Origin of the sequence: Streptomyces sp. NPDC088350, assembly GCF_044753545.1 — a bacterium.
In the GTDB taxonomy this organism is placed as follows: domain Bacteria; phylum Actinomycetota; class Actinomycetes; order Streptomycetales; family Streptomycetaceae; genus Streptomyces.
In genome coordinates, this window is sequence record NZ_JBIVNL010000002.1 from 509,934 (window position 1) to 525,644 (window position 15,711).

The 15,711-nt window shown below is 71.1% G+C and carries 12 protein-coding genes; 9 read left to right on the forward strand and 3 right to left on the reverse strand.

All coding sequences use genetic code 11. The features are described from left to right. Positions 1-120: 120 nt before the first annotated feature. On the forward strand, positions 121-1,206 hold the full coding sequence (locus tag ACIQBL_RS07475; RefSeq protein WP_401937908.1) for a cytochrome P450: 1,086 nt from the start codon (positions 121-123) through the stop codon (positions 1,204-1,206). Here the strand turns inward: ACIQBL_RS07475 and treY are convergent. Both treY and glgX read right to left on the reverse strand, forming a co-directional pair. Next, positions 1,203-3,551 (reverse strand): malto-oligosyltrehalose synthase, encoded by a 2,349-nt coding sequence (treY, locus tag ACIQBL_RS07480; RefSeq protein ID WP_401937911.1) that lies wholly within the window; start codon positions 3,549-3,551, stop codon positions 1,203-1,205. The two genes, ACIQBL_RS07475 and treY, sit on opposite strands and share 4 nt — an antisense overlap. Positions 3,552-3,625: 74 nt before the next feature. Beyond that, positions 3,626-5,743: a glycogen debranching protein GlgX gene (gene glgX / locus ACIQBL_RS07485; protein ID WP_401937914.1), complete on the reverse strand. Its 2,118-nt coding sequence runs from the start codon at positions 5,741-5,743 to the stop codon at positions 3,626-3,628. A gap of 200 nt (positions 5,744-5,943) precedes the next feature. Here glgX and ACIQBL_RS07490 point away from each other — a divergent pair, with 200 nt between their 5' ends. The 4 genes from ACIQBL_RS07490 (at position 5,944) to ACIQBL_RS07505 (ending at position 10,336) form a co-directional block, all read left to right on the forward strand. Beyond that, entirely contained in the window at positions 5,944-6,753 is an 810-nt protein-coding gene (locus ACIQBL_RS07490; RefSeq protein ID WP_401937916.1) for a Tat pathway signal sequence domain protein, read from the forward strand. Between the two features lie 87 nt (positions 6,754-6,840). Beyond that, a complete protein-coding gene (locus tag ACIQBL_RS07495; protein ID WP_401937919.1) occupies positions 6,841-8,157 on the forward strand; it encodes a copper amine oxidase in 1,317 nt (438 codons plus the stop codon). Between the two features lie 104 nt (positions 8,158-8,261). Next, positions 8,262-9,503 carry an SAV2148 family HEPN domain-containing protein gene (locus ACIQBL_RS07500; protein WP_401937921.1) on the forward strand — a complete coding sequence of 414 codons (1,242 nt, stop codon included), beginning with the start codon at positions 8,262-8,264 and terminating at the stop codon, positions 9,501-9,503. A gap of 110 nt (positions 9,504-9,613) precedes the next feature. After that, positions 9,614-10,336: a 3'-5' exonuclease gene (locus ACIQBL_RS07505; protein WP_401937924.1), complete on the forward strand. Its 723-nt coding sequence runs from the start codon at positions 9,614-9,616 to the stop codon at positions 10,334-10,336. A 146-nt stretch (positions 10,337-10,482) separates the two neighbouring features. On the opposite strand, the gene ACIQBL_RS07510 is transcribed toward ACIQBL_RS07505, so the two are convergent. After that, positions 10,483-11,346, reverse strand: coding sequence for a phosphotransferase enzyme family protein (locus ACIQBL_RS07510; protein ID WP_401937927.1), 864 nt, complete (start codon positions 11,344-11,346; stop codon positions 10,483-10,485). A 171-nt stretch (positions 11,347-11,517) separates the two neighbouring features. On the opposite strand from ACIQBL_RS07510, the gene ACIQBL_RS07515 reads away from it, so the two are divergent. The 4 genes from ACIQBL_RS07515 to erm all read left to right on the forward strand — a co-directional run bounded on the left by ACIQBL_RS07515 (position 11,518) and on the right by erm (position 15,696). After that, entirely contained in the window at positions 11,518-12,468 is a 951-nt protein-coding gene (locus ACIQBL_RS07515) for a carbohydrate ABC transporter permease (RefSeq protein WP_401937929.1), read from the forward strand. Next, the gene (locus ACIQBL_RS07520) at positions 12,465-13,298 is read left to right on the forward strand and encodes a carbohydrate ABC transporter permease (RefSeq protein WP_401937931.1); all 834 of its coding nucleotides are present in this window, start codon (positions 12,465-12,467) and stop codon (positions 13,296-13,298) included. Before ACIQBL_RS07515 ends, ACIQBL_RS07520 begins: the two co-directional genes overlap by 4 nt. Continuing rightward, positions 13,298-14,581, forward strand: coding sequence for an ABC transporter substrate-binding protein (locus ACIQBL_RS07525; RefSeq protein WP_401937933.1), 1,284 nt, complete (start codon positions 13,298-13,300; stop codon positions 14,579-14,581). The genes ACIQBL_RS07520 and ACIQBL_RS07525 overlap by 1 nt, the downstream gene beginning before the upstream one ends. Positions 14,582-14,916: 335 nt before the next feature. Beyond that, entirely contained in the window at positions 14,917-15,696 is a 780-nt protein-coding gene (gene erm, locus ACIQBL_RS07530) for an ErmE/ErmH/ErmO/ErmR family 23S rRNA (adenine(2058)-N(6))-methyltransferase (RefSeq protein WP_401937935.1), read from the forward strand. Positions 15,697-15,711 lie beyond the last annotated feature (15 nt).

Genomic DNA, 15,711 nt, shown 5'->3' on the forward strand with positions numbered 1-15,711 from the left:
GGGGCTGCGGTCCGCGCGGTGCGGTGGTCCGCTGGGGGCATCCGCGTGTGCGCATGGCGCGGACGACCGGCCGCGCCTCCAGGGTGCGCGGCGGAGCGACGACCACGGGAGCGGACGGCGGTGCTGTGTCTCACGGACGTGCTCGTCACGCGGACCGCGGGCACCCCGGCCCGTCCACCGGGCCCACCGAGCCTACGGACGGCCGTACGGGACCCGTATCCGCTCTACCGCACCCTCCGCACCCACTACCCCCTCGTGTACGACGAGGGGGTCGGCGCCTGGCTCATCAGCCGCTACGGCGATGTCCGTGCCGCGCTCGCCGACCCGCGACTCGTCGCCCTGCCCGGTGACGGGCCACCCGAGGCGGGCCGACTCCTCGACCGGGCGCTGCACGGGCCCGCCCTGGCCGCCCTGACCGCCGCTGTCGAACGCAGCGCCTACGTCCTCGCCCGCCGGCTCGCCGCACGCGAAGAGGCCGACCTGGTGGCCGAGTTCTGCGACTGGCTGCCCACCGCCACGGCAGTGGCCGCGCTCGGGCTGCCGTACGAGGAGACCGCGCGGGTGCACCGCTGGTGCCGTACGGGACTCGGCCGCTCCGGGGGCGGTCGTTCCGAACTGGGCGCCTTCCTGGGGCCGTTGACGGCCCGGCGGCGCGCGCACCCCGGCGGTGACCTGCTGTCCGTCCTGTGCGCCGCGCGGACCGACGACGGCCCCCTGCCGGACGACACCGTCACAGGGCTGGTGGGGACGCTGCTCGGCACGGCGGGGGAGACCACCGCGCGGGCACTCGCCTCCTTCCTCGCCAACCTCCTCGACCATCCACGCCAGTTGGAGGTGCTCCGCGCCCGCCCCGACCTCACGTCCGGTGCCTGGGCGGAGTCCCTGCGCCGCGATCCGCCGCTGCACGTCGTGCTGCGCCGGGCCGTCGAACCCGTCGGCGCGATACCCGCCGGAGCCACCGTCGCCTGCCTCCTCGGCGCCGCAGGCCGCGACCCGGACCGCTTCACCGACCCCGACCGCTACGACGCGTTCCGCCCCGACCCCGGACCGCCCGCCCCGGGGGCCCTGCTCGCCCGCCTCGCGGCCGAACACGGCCTGCGGGCCCTCCTGACCGCCCTCCCGGGTCTGCGCCGCGCGCCGGGCGCCCGGCACGTGCCCGACGACCTGGTCCGCCGTCCGCCGCGGACCCTCCCGGTGCGCACCTAGCCCGCGACCTCCAGCAGCGCAACCGGCGACACCCCGAAAAGTTCCTCCACGCGTGCGTGCCCCGTGAACTCCCGCTCCGGAGCCAGCACATCGACCCACCGTCCCGGCGGCAGCGGGAGGAACGTGTCGCGCCAGCCGCCCGCCTCCGCCAGCCGCGACGACAGCCGGGTCACGGCCGTGACCGCGGCACCGGAGCGCGCGAACGCCACACAGTGCGCCGCCGCCGGGCCCGCCGCGGCGAGCGGGGCGTACGTCGCCGCGTCGCCGAAGGCCTCGGGGCGTCGGGCGCGCAGGCGCAGCGCGGCGGCCGTCAGCGCGCCCTTGTCGCCGGGGTGCGGGGGCGGGAACGGTACGGGGCGGCGGTTGTCGGGGTCGACCAGGGCCAGGTACTCGGCCTCCGTGCCCTGGTAGAGGTCCGGTACGCCCGGCATCGTCAGGTGGAGCAGGGCGGCGCCCAGCGTGTTCGCCCGGATGTGCGGCTCCAGTGCCGCGCGGAAGGCGGTCACGTGCCCGCCGGGCGCCCCGCACGGGCCCGCCGCGACGAACGCCGCCACCGCCTCCTCGTACGGCGGCTCCTGCTCCGTCCAGCTCGTGTACAGGCCCGCCTCGCGCACATGCTTCAGCAGGGCCTCCTGGACGCGCTCCGCGTCCGCAGGGCCGAGCCCGAACACCGTCTGCCAGGCAGCCCACGCCAGTTGCGCGTCCGGCACGCCCTCCCCGCTGCGGGTCACCTCGGCCAGTACGTCCGCCCACCGCTCGGGCACCTCGGTGAGCACCGCCAGCGCGGCCCGTACGTCGGCGCTGCGCTTGGTGTCGTGGGTCGACAGGACGGTGCCCATCGCGGGCCAGTCGCGCTGCACGCGCGCGCAGTACGCGTGGAAGTCCTCCGGGGACACGGCGGGGCTCCCCGGGTTCCCGCCCACCTCGGTCGCCGACAGCAGCGGCACATAGCGGTAGAAGGCCGTGTCCTCCACGGACTTGGCCCGCAGCGCGGACGCGGTCTGCGCGAACCGGGTCCGGAACTCGACCTGCCCGGGTCCGTCCCCGTACCGCCCCAGCAGCAGATCCCGTACGACGTCGACGGCGCCCGCCTCCTCCGCGACGACGAACGCCTGCCGGGCCTCGGCCGCCGCCTCCTCGGTGACGACGGCGGCGGAGTCGCCCGAGGTGTAGGGCCGGTAGACCTCCAGGCGCACCAGGAACTCCACCAGCGCGGTCCGCAGCGCCCAGGGCGCCCGGTCGCGCAGCGCGGGGTCCGGGGACGTGACGCACACCTGGCTCGCGGCCCGGGTCAGCCGGTCCGTCTCGGTGGCCAGTTCGTGCGAGAGCACCTTGTACGCCGCCCGCCGCACCGTCGCCTCCCAGTGCCCGCCCCGGTCGGTCTGCGGGGCCGCGAACCTCCGGTACTGGCCCAGGAGTTCACCGGCGCCCGCGGGATCCGTGAACAGCCCGTCGACGTGCCGCAGGGCGTCGTAGCCCGTGGTGCCCGCGACGGGCCAGGACGCCGGCAGGCGCTCCCCGTCCGCGAGGATCTTCTCCACGACCGTCCAACGGCCCCCGGTGGCCTCGTGCAGCCGGCGGAGGTAGTCGTCGGGGTCGGCGAGGCCGTCGGGGTGGTCGACGCGCAGCCCGTCGACGACGCCCTCGTCCAGCAGTTGCAGCATCTTCGCGTGCGTGGCGTCGAAGACCTCCGGGTCCTCGACGCGCACGCCGATCAGCTCCGAGATGCTGAAGAAACGCCGGTAGTTCAGCTCGGTGCGGGCCAGCCGCCACCACACGGGGCGGTACCACTGCGCGTCCAGGAGCCGCGGCAGCGGCAGTTCTCCAGTGCCCGCGCGCAGCGGGAGCACGTGGTCGTAGTAGCGCAGTACGTCGCCGTCGACCTCCAGGTGGTCGATCTCCGCGCCGACCGGACCGCCCAGCACCGGCAGCAGCACCTGCCCGCCCTGCGCGTCCCAGTCGATGTCGAACCAGCGCGCGTACGGCGACTTGGGGCCCTCCCTGAGCACCTCCCACAGGGCGTGGTTGTGGCGCGGGGCCATGGCCATGTGGTTCGGCACGATGTCCACCACCAGCCCGAGACCGTGTTCCCGCGCGGTGTGCGCGAGGGCCCGCAGGCCGTCCTCGCCGCCGAGTTCGTCCCGCACGCGCGCGTGGTCGACGACGTCGTAGCCGTGCGTCGAACCGGGCACCGACTCCAGGACGGGGGACAGGTGCAGGTGCGAGACGCCGAGCGACGCCAGGTACGGCACGGCCGACGCCGCCGCCGCGAACGGGAACTCGGGCTGCAGCTGCAGCCGGTAGGTGGCCGTGGGCACTGCCGGGTCGGGTCGCTCAGGTGTCATGCAGACCTACGTACCCGCCCGGCCGTCTTTCGTGTCATCGGCCCCCGCATCCGGTCCGCCGACCGAGTGCCCTCCTAGGCGGGCCGTTGCAGCACCGTCATGCTGCGGTCCACCAGGGTCAGCCGGTCCCCGGCCTTCACCTTCGCGCCCGTGCCCGACGGCACCCCTTCGGCGCGACCCGTGTCGACGACCACTTCCCACTGGCGGCCGTGGTTGACCGGCACGACGAAGTCCAGCGTCTTCGGAGAGGCGTTGAACATCAGCAGGAAGGAGTCGTCGCCGATGCGCTCCCCGCGCGGACCGGGCTCCGAGATGGCGTTGCCGTTCAGGAACACCGACAGCGCGGACGCCTGTGCCGAGTCCCAGTCCCGCTGTGTCATCTCGTTGCCCTCCGGGGTGAACCAGGCGATGTCCGACAGCTCGTCGTGGGTGCCCTCCACGGGCCGCCCGTGGAAGAAGCGCCGGCGCCGGAACACGGGATGTTCCTTGCGCAGCCACACCAACGCGCGCGTGAAGGCCAGCATCCCCGACGGATCGCCGTCGTCCTCGGGCCACTTCACCCAGGCCAGCTCGCTGTCCTGGCAGTACGCGTTGTTGTTGCCCTTCTGGGTGCGCGCGAACTCATCCCCGTGGCTGACCATCGGCACGCCTTGGGACAGCATCAGCGTGGCGACGAAGTTGCGCATCTGACGCGCGCGCAGCTCCAGCACGGCCGGGTCGTCGGTGTCGCCCTCGGCACCGCAGTTCCAGGACCGGTTGTGGCTCTCGCCGTCCCGGTTGTCCTCGCCGTTGGCCTGGTTGTACTTGTCGTTGTACGACACCAGGTCCTTCAGGGTGAACCCGTCGTGGCAGGTCACGAAGTTGATGGACGCCAGGGGACGGCGGCCGTCGTCCTGGTAGAGGTCGGACGAGCCGGTCAGCCGGGACGCGAACTCCGCGAGCGCGCGCCCCTCGCCCCGCCACAGGTCCCGCACGGTGTCGCGGTACTTGCCGTTCCACTCGGTCCACAGGGGCGGGAAGTTGCCCACCTGGTAGCCGCCCTCGCCGACGTCCCAGGGCTCCGCGATCAGCTTCACCTGGGAGACCACCGGGTCCTGCTGGACGAGGTCGAAGAACGACGACAGCCGGTCCACCTCGTGGAACTGCCGGGCCAGGGTGGCCGCGAGGTCGAAGCGGAAGCCGTCGACATGCATCTCGGTGACCCAGTAGCGCAGCGAGTCCATGATCAGCTGGAGCACGTGCGGGGACCGCATGAGCAGTGAATTGCCCGTCCCCGTGGTGTCCATGTAGTAGCGGGGGTCCTCCGCCAGCCGGTAGTAGGAGGGGTTGTCGAGGCCCCTGAAGGACAGTGTCGGCCCCAGGTGGTTGCCCTCGGCGGTGTGGTTGTAGACGACGTCCAGGATGACCTCGATGCCGGCCTCGTGCAGCGCGCGCACCGCCGACTTGAACTCCAGGACCTGCTGACCGCGGTCGCCCCAGGAGGCGTACGCGTTGTGCGGGGCGAAGAAACCGATCGTGTTGTAGCCCCAGTAGTTGTTCAGACCCAGGTCGACCAGCCGGTGGTCGTTCACGAACTGGTGCACCGGCATCAGCTCCAGGGCGGTCACCCCGAGCCCCACGAGGTGCTCGATGACCGCCGGGTGCGCGAGTGCCGCGTACGTGCCGCGCAGCTCCTCGGGCAGCCCCGGGTGCCGCATCGTGAGGCCCTTCACGTGCGCCTCGTAGAGCACCGTCTCGTGGTACCCGTGCCGGGGCAGCCGGTCGTCGCCCCAGTCGAAGTACGGGTTGACCACGACCGACGACATGGCGTGCGGCGCCGAGTCGAGGTCGTTGCGCTTGTCGGGGGCGTCGAAGTGGTAGCCGTACACCTCCTCGCCCCAGGCGATCGCTCCGCTGACCGCCTTGGCGTACGGGTCGAGCAGGAGCTTCGCGGAGTTGCACCGCTGGCCGCGCTCGGGGGCGTACGGGCCGTGCGCGCGGAAGCCGTAGCGCTGTCCGGGCATGATGCCGGGCACGTACGCGTGCCGCACGAACGCGTCGCTCTCCCGCAGCTCCACCGCCGTCTCCGAGCCGTCGTCGTGCAGCAGACACAGCTCTACTCGGTCCGCGGCCTCCGTGAAGACCGCGAAGTTGGTGCCGGCGCCGTCGTACGTGGCACCGAGTGGATATGCCTCTCCAGGCCAGACCTGCATGGTCACGACTCTCTCAGCCGGGCCCCGCTGCCGGGGCGCCTTGCTCCTGAGTCTCCCCGAAAGTGAGGGAACCACCTATGACTTACATCCCTCTTACCAAATGACCAGTGGATACGACGTATGCCGTATGCCGAACCAAGTGGGACAGACACCACTCCCAGCGATCCGGGGAGAAGGATCCAGGGGGAGTAGGGGGAGAAGTGCGGAAGACAGTGCACCGCCACCTGGGCAAAGTGGTGGCGGGTGCGGCCATAGCGGTGGCCGGGACCGCCGTGATGGTCGCCGTCACCCTGCCGGGCACGGCGGGGGCCGACGAGTCGGGGGGCACCGGCCAGGCGGCCGGGTCCGCCCAGCAGGCGGCGGCGGACGGGCAGGGCGCGGCACCCGGAGTGGTGCAACAGGCCCCGGCCGAGGGCGAGAAGGGCAAGGGCCGCGACCCGCTCACCGACGACGAGACCCAGCGCGTCGAGCGGATCGCGGTGAACCAGCAGTTCCTCAACTCCAGTGAGAACGTGGACGGAAAGCGCGGACCGCAGCGCCTCGACATCGAACTCGCCGACCCGAACCCCGATGAGCTGGACAATCCGAACGCGCCGCGGCGGGCGGACGTGACGTTCTACGACTACAAGGACGACACGGTCGTCACCAAGACCGTCAACCTCGACACCGGCAAGGTCGAGCAGACCGGCACCCAGCACGGAGTGCAGCCGCCGGCGAGTCATGCCGAGGACGTCGAGGCGGCCGAGCTGCTGCTCGCGGACCCGCTGGGCGCGGGCCTGAAGGCGGACTACAAGGACGCCACCGGCAACGAACTCACCTCGCCGGAGCAGCTGTTGCTGACGGCCATGATCTACAAGGCCACTCCTGGGGCCCAGTCCGGCGTCCTCGACCAGTGCGGCGAGCACCGGTGCGTGCGGCTGTTCCCGAAGGTGAAGAACGGGCCGTGGATCGACGCCCGTGACTTCGTCATCGACCTGAGCGCCCGCAAGGTCGGCAAGCTCACCGGCTGAGCCGACCGATCCGGCCGCACCGAACTGGCCGACCTCTCCGTCCACTTTCTTCTCAACTTGCTTCTCCTGTAAGGGAGTCACTTCTTCATGCGCGTCAACAGAGTCAGCCGTGCCCGCAGGCGGGGGGCCGTGGCCCTCACGGTGGCCGCCCTGGCCGCCGGTGCCACCGCGGGCGCGGGCCCGGCCGTCGCCCAGCCGAAGGCCGCCCCGAGCGCCGCCGCCCCCGGCTGCAGCGCCGCCTACACCATCGAGCAGAAGCTCTCCACCGGCACCACCTGGCGGATGTGCTGGCACTACGAGCGCGAGGCCGGCCTCGTCCTGGAGAACATCTCCTACCAGCCGCCCGGCGAGGCCGCGCCCATCAAGGTGCTCGCCGACGCGAAGCTCGCCCAGATCCATGTGCCGTACGACGACGGCAAGAACGAGTACAGCGACCTCACCCAGTACGGCTTCGGCACGGGCCTGATGAACATGGCGCCCGGCGAGTGTCCCGGCGGCACCGTCAAGACGGTGAAGGTCCCCGACGCCATCGACCCGGCCCACCCGAACGTCAAGGGCCTCTGTACGACGACCCGTTCGCGCGGCCACGCCTTCCGCATGCAGGGCGACAGCGCCAACAAGGTCTACCAGACCCAGGGCAAGGACTTCCTCGTCTACACCGTCAACCAGGTCGGCTGGTACGAGTACATCACCGAGTGGCGCTTCCAGGACGACGGCACCATCAACATGAACGTCGGTGCCACCGGCAGCCTTTCGCCCTACGACTACGACGCGGGCGACGGCCGCGGCTGGCCGCTCGGCAAGGGCGCCACGGCGTACGCGACGAGCCACCAGCACGACGTCTTCTGGAAGTTGGACTTCGCGCTGGACGGCTCCTCCAAGGGCCGCGTCGAGCAGTACGACTCCGCGGTCACCACGCACGGCGCCAACACGCCCACGAACAAGACCACGTTGACCAAGGTCACCAAGGAACTCGCGGGCGACGCCAAGAACATGCGCTGGTGGCGCATTGTCAGCGCGACCGGCAAGAACAAGGACAACCACGCCCGGTCCTACGAGATAGTCCCCGGCCCCACCACCAAGTACCCGGGCCGCAGCTTCACCCAGCACGACGTGTACTTCACCCAGTACAACAAGTGCGAGCAGTTCGCCAGCGACAACCTGCCCAACTGCGGTGCGGGGCACCCGAAGTCGGTCGACAAGTGGGTCGACGGACAGACCCTCACCCAGCCCGTGGTCTGGGTGAACGTCGGCTTCCACCACATCGCCCGCGACGAGGACCAGCAGCCGATGCCGGTCCACTGGCAGGGATTCTCCATCGCCCCGCGTGACGTCACCGCTATGAATCCGCTCACTCCGGCCGCGCTCGCGAACCAGAACGGCAATGTGAACGGCGGAAGTTGAGAAACGACCCTGTCCATCCGGCTGCACCGCCGACCGGTCCCGGAGTACCCTTCCTTGATCGTTGAGACTGGGGAGAGCTCGGGGGAGCGGAAGGCGGTGCACGGGTGGGCTCGGGAGGGCTGGAGTTGCCCCCTGGTGACGAGGGTCACGAGGGGAACTCCGCAGAAGTCCCGCCCGGCGCGGTGTCCCTGGCACGTCCGATGGACGCGGCTGGTTCCATTGGGCCGGAGTTGGACTGGGACGCCGACGCCTGGCGCGAGGTGCGTACGCGCGCCCAGCGAGCCGGCCGCGCCTACATCTGGCTGAACCTGGTCGAACAGCGGCTGCGCGCGGTCGTGGCCGCCGTCCTGCGTCCCATCTACGAACCCGTCCACGGCGACGAGTGGGTGGTCGCCGCGGCCGGTCCGGCCGGCCAGGAGTGGGTGCAGCGCGCGGTCGCCGTACGCGAAGTCAGCCGCCGCAAGGGCTACTTGCTCGACCCGGCCGACGACAACGTCATCAGCTTCCTGACCCTGCCGCAGCTGCGCGAGCTGATGGTGCAGCACTGGCCGTGCTTCGAGCCGTACTTCGACGAGCGCCGGGACGTCGAACTCGCCCTGGACGAACTGGAAGTGACCCGCAACGTCGTCTCCCGCAACCGCGCCCTGTCCGAGGCCGTCCTCAACCAGGCCGAGCGGGCCTCCGCGAAGCTCCTGGAGACCCTCGGCGCCGGCAGCGACGTGCCCTCGGCGCGCCGGCTGCCCGTCGACGCCGTCGAGGAGCTGATCGGCGACCGGTTCGCGGACGTGGTCGCCGTCCACCCCGACCGGGTGCGGCTGATGCGGCAGTTCCCGGCCGAGGACATCTTCGGCGGGGCCCGTCGCGTCGACGCCATCGGCATCGGCCTCAACCTGCTCGTGCAGAACTTCTCCGGCCGCCGGCTGGTCCGCCTCGCCGAGTCGGGCTGCCGGGTACGCCTGCTGTTCCTCAACCCCGCCTCCAGCGCGGTGAAGCGGCGCGAGCGTGAACTCGGCATCAAGCGGGGCGAGTTGAGCCGCGCCGTCGAGATGAACATCCTGCACATGCGCCGGGTGCGGTCCCGGCTGCGTGACCCCGGGGCCTTCGAGATCCAGGTCTTCGACGAGACACCCCGCTTCACGGCGTACCTCGTCGACGGCGACGGCTCGGACGGCATAGCCGTCGTGCAGTCCTATCTGCGCCGCACGCGCGGCATGGAGGCGCCGGTGCTCGTGCTCCGGAACGGAAGCCGGCTCGTGAAGTCGGACGAAATGGATGACAGCGCACTTTTCCCCACCTATCGCGATGAGTTCGAGCAGATGTGGGCGGATTCGCGACCGGTGTCCTGACCTGTCCCGGGCCCGGTCCGGCGTAAGCGGAACGCGGTCCTCGGATTGTCAGTGGCTCATGCGATCGTGGAGACCACTGGGGGAAAGCACCACCGAGAAGGGGGGCCGTCATGGCCTGGCACCAGGAGCTGCTCATCGGCTTCGACCTGGAGACGACGGGGACCGAGCCGCGCGAGGCGCGCATCGTCACGGGCGCGGTCATCGAGGTCAGGGGCGGACGGCAGATAGGCCGCCGGGAGTGGCTGGCGGATCCCGGCGTGGAGATCCCGGCGGACGCCGTCGCGGTGCACGGCATCACCAATGAGCGGGCCACCGCCGAGGGCCGCCCCGCCGACGAGGTCGCCGAGTCGATCGCGGACGTCCTCGTGACGTACTGGAAGACGGGCGTCCCGGTCGTCGCCTACAACGCGGCCTTCGACCTCACCCTGCTCTCCGCCGAGCTGCGCCGGCACGGACTGCCGTCCCTGCGCGACCGCCTGGGCGGCATCGACCCCGCCCCGGTCATCGACCCGTACACGATCGACCGCTCCGTCGACCGCTACCGCCGAGGCAAGCGCAACCTCGAAGCGGTCTGCCAGGAGTACGGCGTGGTCCTCGACTCCGCGCACGACGCCTCCGCCGACGCCCTCGCCGCCGCCCGGCTGGCCGGCGCGATAGCCGACCGCCACCCCAAGGTCGCGGCCCTCGGCCCGGCGGAACTGCACCGCCGCCAGATCGAGTGGTACGCGGAATGGGCCGCCGACTTCCAGAGCTTCCTGCGCCGCAAGGGCGACCAGGACGCGGTGGTAGACGGCACGTGGCCGCTGCGGGAGTTGGCGGACGAGACGGTCTGAACCCGGGGCCTTCTGGGAGCGCCCCGAGGGGCAGCGCCCCAAAGGGGCGCGGGGCTGTATCGATATGCGGCTCCGCCGCGTGGGCGTGACCAGCCACAACGGACCCGCGGTCGCCCGAATACAGGTGATCCCTGTTCAGTAGGCGCTCAGAACGGAAACCACCGCACCGTCTCGTCCCCGTCCCGCAAAGACCCCACCCGGCGCTCGAACTCGCCCAACGCCTCGGGGTTGCCAGGCGCATGCTGCGCGACCCACGCACAGCTGGCCGTCTCCCGAGCGCCACGCAGCACTGAGCAACCATCCCACTCCCGCACGTCCCACCCGTACGCCTCGGTGAACGAGTCGTACGCCCGGGCCGGGAAGGCATAGCGGTCACGGGACAGAGCCATCACCACCAGATCGTGCTCGCGCAGATCCACGGAGAAGGTCTCCAGATCAACCAGGACGGGACCGTCCGGCCCGACGTGCACATTGCGGGGCAACGCGTCGCCATGGATCGGCCCCGGCGACAGGTGCGGCGTGAGGGCGGCTGCCGCAGCCGCGAAGCCGTCCCGCCGCTCCCGCAGATACGCCGCGTCCGCCGGGTCGATCGCGTCACCGGCCAGCCGCAGCCAGCGCTCCACACCGCCCAGCAGCTCGCGGGGCGGGAGTTCGAAGGAGGGGGAGGGGAGCGCGTGGACGAGGCGTAGCAGTTCGGCCACATCCCGGGCCTCGGCGGGGCGTACGGAATCGGCCAGTCGGTGCCACACGGTCACCGGATGTCCCTCGACCAGCCGCGGGTTCGGGTCGGCGGCCCGCACCGCCGGCACGCCCGCGTCGGCCAGCCACAGCGCGACATCCAGCTCGCGCCGGGCGCGGTCGAGGAGTTCGGCGTCGCGGCCCACCTTGACGACCAGGTCACCGGCGGCGAACACCGCGTTCTCGCCGAGGGCGAGGAGCCGCGCGTCCCGTGCCGGGCCGGGCAGTACGTCCGCCGCGGCCAGTACGTCCCGGGCCCGTGCCTCGTCCATCGTCCGCCTCCGTGTGGTTCCTGTGCGTCTGCGTACGGCGTCGGGTTCCCGCCATCCGACGGCCAGTGTCCCATTCGCACAGGTGGGACGGCATGCGAGGTGCCTTGACGAGGCACAAGGGGTTCACGACCATGACGGGGCCCGACCGGGTCGCGCAAAGGGGCTGATTCCATGACATCGGTGACGGGGGTATCGGTGACGGAGGTGAGGAGGCCGTCGAGCCGCGCGCCGGGCCGGGGCCGGCAGCGGCACGGCTCCGACCACGCGGCCTGGTTCCTGGTGTTGCCCGCGCTGATCCCGATCCTCGTGCTCAGCGTCGGCCCGCTCCTCTACGGCGTCCTGCTCGCCTTCACCGACTCCCAGTCGGGCCGCACCGCGCCCACCCAGTGGATCGGCGGTCTCAACTTCCGGGACCTGCTGCACGACACGCTGTTCTGGGAGTCGTTCCGCATCGGGCTGGCGTGGGCGATCGGGGTGACCGTACCGCAGTTCCTGCTCGCCCTCGGCCTCGCCCTGCTGCTCAACCAGGACCTGCGGCTGCGATGGCTCGCCCGGGCGCTGGCGATCGTCCCGTGGGCGATGCCCGAGGTGGTCGTCGGCATCATGTGGCGGATCGTCTACAACCCGGACGCGGGCATCCTCAACGAGACCCTGCACGACTTCGGCCTCGGCAACGGCCGCGACTGGCTCAGCAGCCTGACGACCGCGCTGCCCGCCGTGATCGTCGTCGGCGTCTGGGCGGGCATGCCCCAGACGACGGTCGCCCTGCTCGCCGGACTGCAGAACACCCCGCGCGAACTCCACGAGGCGGCGGCCGTCGACGGCGCCGGCGCCTGGCGCCGTTTCCGCACGGTCACCTGGCCCGCGCTCAGACCCGTGGCGCTGGTGATCACGGCGCTCAACCTGATCTGGAACTTCAACTCGTTCGCCCTGGTCTACGTCCTGACCAACGGCGGACCCGGCGGCCGCACCCGGCTGCCCATGCTCTTCGCCTACGAAGAGGCGTTCCGCTACGGCCAGTTCGGGTACGCGGCGGCGATGGGATGCGTGATGGTCGCGGTGATCTCGGTGCTCCTGGCCGTCTTCCTCGTAGGCCGGCTGAGGGGAGGACAGGACTCGTGAAGACCAGTGTCACGGCCCGCGCCGGACAGTACGCAGCCCTGCTCGCGTATCTCGTCTTCCTCGCCTTCCCCCTCCTCTGGTTGATCTCCACGGCCTTCAAATCGCCGCAGGAGCTGGGCAGTCTGCACCCCACCTGGATCCCCCGGCATCCCACCCTCGCCAACTTCCGCCAGGCCTTCGACGAACAGCCGCTGCTGCGCGCCGCGTTGAACTCCCTGCTCGCGGCGCTCGGGGCCGCGCTGATCGCCGTGGTGATCGCGACACCGATGGCGTGGGTCATGGCCCGCAGCCGTACGGCACTCGCGCGGGCCGCCACCGGGTGGGTGGTGGTCAGCCAGGCGTTCCCGTTCGTGCTGGTGATCATCCCGCTGTTCCTGGTGCTGAAGAACCTGCGGCTGATCGACTCCCTGGCCGGACTGGTGATGGTCTACGTGGTGTGGTCGCTGCCGTTCGCGCTGTGGATGCTCGTCGGGTATGTACGGGCGGTACCGGCCGAGTTGGAGGAGGCGGCGGCGGTCGACGGCGCCGGGAGGCTCCGCACCCTCGTGTCGGTGACGGCACCGCTGCTCGCGCCGGGAATCGTGGCGACGGCACTGTTCGCGTTCGTCACCGCGTGGAACGAGTTCTTCTTCGCCCTGGTCCTGCTGAAGACCCCGGAGAAACAGACCCTGCCGGTCGTCCTCACCCACTTCATCGGCGCGGAGGGCGTCGCCGACCTCGGCCCGCTGGCCGCAGCCGCGTTCCTCGCGACCCTGCCCTCCCTGATCGTCTTCGCGCTGATCCAACGCCGGATCACGGGCGGCATGCTCACCGGGGCGGTGAAGAGCTGATGCGCCCCCGATGGATCCTCGCCCTCACCCTGACCCTGCTCCTCGCCGGCTGCACGGGCGGCGGCGGAAACAGCTCGGCGAACGGCCGGATCACCCTCCGCTTCCAGTCCCTGGCCTGGCAGGAGGAGTCCGTCACCGCCAACAAGGAGTTGGTGAAGGAGTGGAACGCGACCCACCCGGACATCAAGGTTGAGTACGTACAGGGAAGTTGGGACAGCGTCCACGACCAACTCCTCACCTCTTTCGAGGGCGGTGAGGCCCCGGACATCATCCACGACGCCTCCGACGACCTCGCGGACTTCGCCTACGGCGGCTACCTCGCCGACCTTCGGGACCTGCTCCCCGCCCGGCTCAAGTCGGAGATCCCGCAGCGCACTTGGGATACGGCGACCTTCGGGGACGGGATCTACGGCGTGCCGTTCCTCCAGGAGCCGAGGGTGCTGATCGCCAACGCGACCTGGCTCAAGAAGGCGGGCGTCCGCATCCCGACCCCCGAACACCCCTGGAGCTGGACGGAGTTCAGAGCCATCACCCGACAGCTGAGCGGCGACGGGAAGTACGGCGTGGCCTGGCCGCTCAAGGAGCCCGTGTCCGCCACGCTCAACCTGTCGCTGTCGGCGGGCGGCGAACTCTTCCACCGGGGCGCGGACGGCAAGGTGACCGTCCGCTTCGACGCGGCCGACGAGGTCGTACCGCGCACCATCCACGACCAGGTGGACGTGGACCACAGCGCCTCGCCCACGACCCTCGGGAGCGGCGGCTCGGACACGCTCCCCGGGTTCTTCGGCGGGAAGTACGCGATGATCCCGCTCGGCTTCTCCTACCGCCAGCAGATCGTGCAGCAGGCGCCGAAGGGCTTCGGCTGGCAGGTGCTGCCCGCCCCGGCCGGCGCCGACGGACTCACCCAGGGCGTCAGCCCGCAGACCCTGTCCATCGCGGAGGACAGCCCGCACAAGAAGGAGGCCGCCGAGTTCGTCGACTTCCTGCTCCAGCCCAAGAACATGGTCCGACTGGCCCTCGGCGACTGGATGCTCCCCACTGGCACCGAGGCACTGAAGGACCCCGCCCTGCACACCACCAAGGACGACTGGGCCACCGGCACCGCCCTCGCCGACGACCTCACCTCCGCACCCGCACAGTCCGTACGCGGCTACCCGGAGTGGAAGGACAAGGTGGCGACTCCGGCGTTCCAGGAGTACTACAGCGGCGCGATCACCTTGACCGAGCTGCGCCAACGCCTCCAGAAGGACGGCAACTTGGTACTGGCGAGATACCAACGGTGAGATGAGGCCTTTAGGGGCGCGGGGAACTGCGCGACCAGCCCCCACCGACCCGCACCCGCCGAACAACCGCACCACCCTCCCCGGACGGCGCCTCCCAGTACGAAATCCCGTTGCCACACCCCACGCGAACGCCCTAGCGTTCCCCGCATGTCAGCCGCCAACGCGATCACGAACTCCGGTCTCGGCCGGAGCTGCACGTATGCGATCCGCATGCGCCGCGGCCCCGGTGCCCTGACCGGCCCGGGCGCGCACGCCCGCTGACTCTTCTCCCTGTTCTTCCGGTCGGGGCCTTCGTCTGCCCCTATGCCCTTCACGGAAGACAAGGACCGCAGGCCATGGCCCGCCCCACCCACGTTTCCCGCGCGCTCTCGCAGAACTTCCTCGCCGACCGCGCCACCGCCGAATACGTCGCCCGCCTCGCCGTCCCGCGTGGACGGCAAGTACCGCTCCTCCTCGAAGTGGGCGCGGGGAAAGGCGCGTTGACCGCGAGGCTCGCCCCCCGCTGCCACGAACTCCACGCCCACGAGATCGACCCCCGACTCGTCCCGAAGCTCCGCACCCGCTTCGCCACGACACCCCAAGTCCAGGTCATCGCCGGGGACTTCATGGACACTCAGCCCCCACGCACCCCGTTCTCCGTCGCCGGGAACGTCCCCTTCTCGCGCACCGCCGACATCGTCGACTGGTGCCTGCGCGCCCCCACCCTCACCGACGCCACCCTCCTCACCCAGCTGGAGTACGCCCGTAAACGCACCGGGGACTACGGGAGTTGGACCCTGCTGACGGTACGCAGCTGGCCTCGCCACGAGTGGCGGCTGGTCGGACGGGTCGACCGGCGCCGGTTCAGCCCCGTGCCGCGCGTCGACGCCGGGATCGTACGGATCGAGCGGCGCCGGACACCGCTGATCGAACCTGCCGCGCTGGGCAGTTGGCGGCACCTGGTCGAGCTGGGGTTCTCGGGGCTGGGCGGCTCGCTGCACGCTTCGCTGCGCCGGGCACACCCGAGGCGGCACGTGGACACCGCGTTCCGTACGGCGCGCCTCGATCCACGCGTCCTGGTGGGCGAGGTGTCCCCGGACCACTGGCTACGGCTCCACGCGGTGCTGACGTCGTAGGAGGCGTCGTAGAAC

Bases quoted from the DNA above. Each gene is read 5' to 3' on its own strand.
- treY (WP_401937911.1), bottom strand. From the start codon at position 3,551: ATGACACCTGAGCGACCCGACCCGGCAGTGCCCACGGCCACCTACCGG.
- glgX (WP_401937914.1), bottom strand. From the start codon at position 5,743: ATGCAGGTCTGGCCTGGAGAGGCATATCCACTCGGTGCCACGTACGAC.
- ACIQBL_RS07495 (WP_401937919.1), top strand. From the start codon at position 6,841: ATGCGCGTCAACAGAGTCAGCCGTGCCCGCAGGCGGGGGGCCGTGGCC.
- ACIQBL_RS07505 (WP_401937924.1), top strand. From the start codon at position 9,614: ATGGCCTGGCACCAGGAGCTGCTCATCGGCTTCGACCTGGAGACGACG.
- ACIQBL_RS07510 (WP_401937927.1), bottom strand. From the start codon at position 11,346: ATGGACGAGGCACGGGCCCGGGACGTACTGGCCGCGGCGGACGTACTG.
- ACIQBL_RS07515 (WP_401937929.1), top strand. From the start codon at position 11,518: ATGACATCGGTGACGGGGGTATCGGTGACGGAGGTGAGGAGGCCGTCG.
- ACIQBL_RS07525 (WP_401937933.1), top strand. From the start codon at position 13,298: ATGCGCCCCCGATGGATCCTCGCCCTCACCCTGACCCTGCTCCTCGCC.
- erm (WP_401937935.1), top strand. From the start codon at position 14,917: ATGGCCCGCCCCACCCACGTTTCCCGCGCGCTCTCGCAGAACTTCCTC.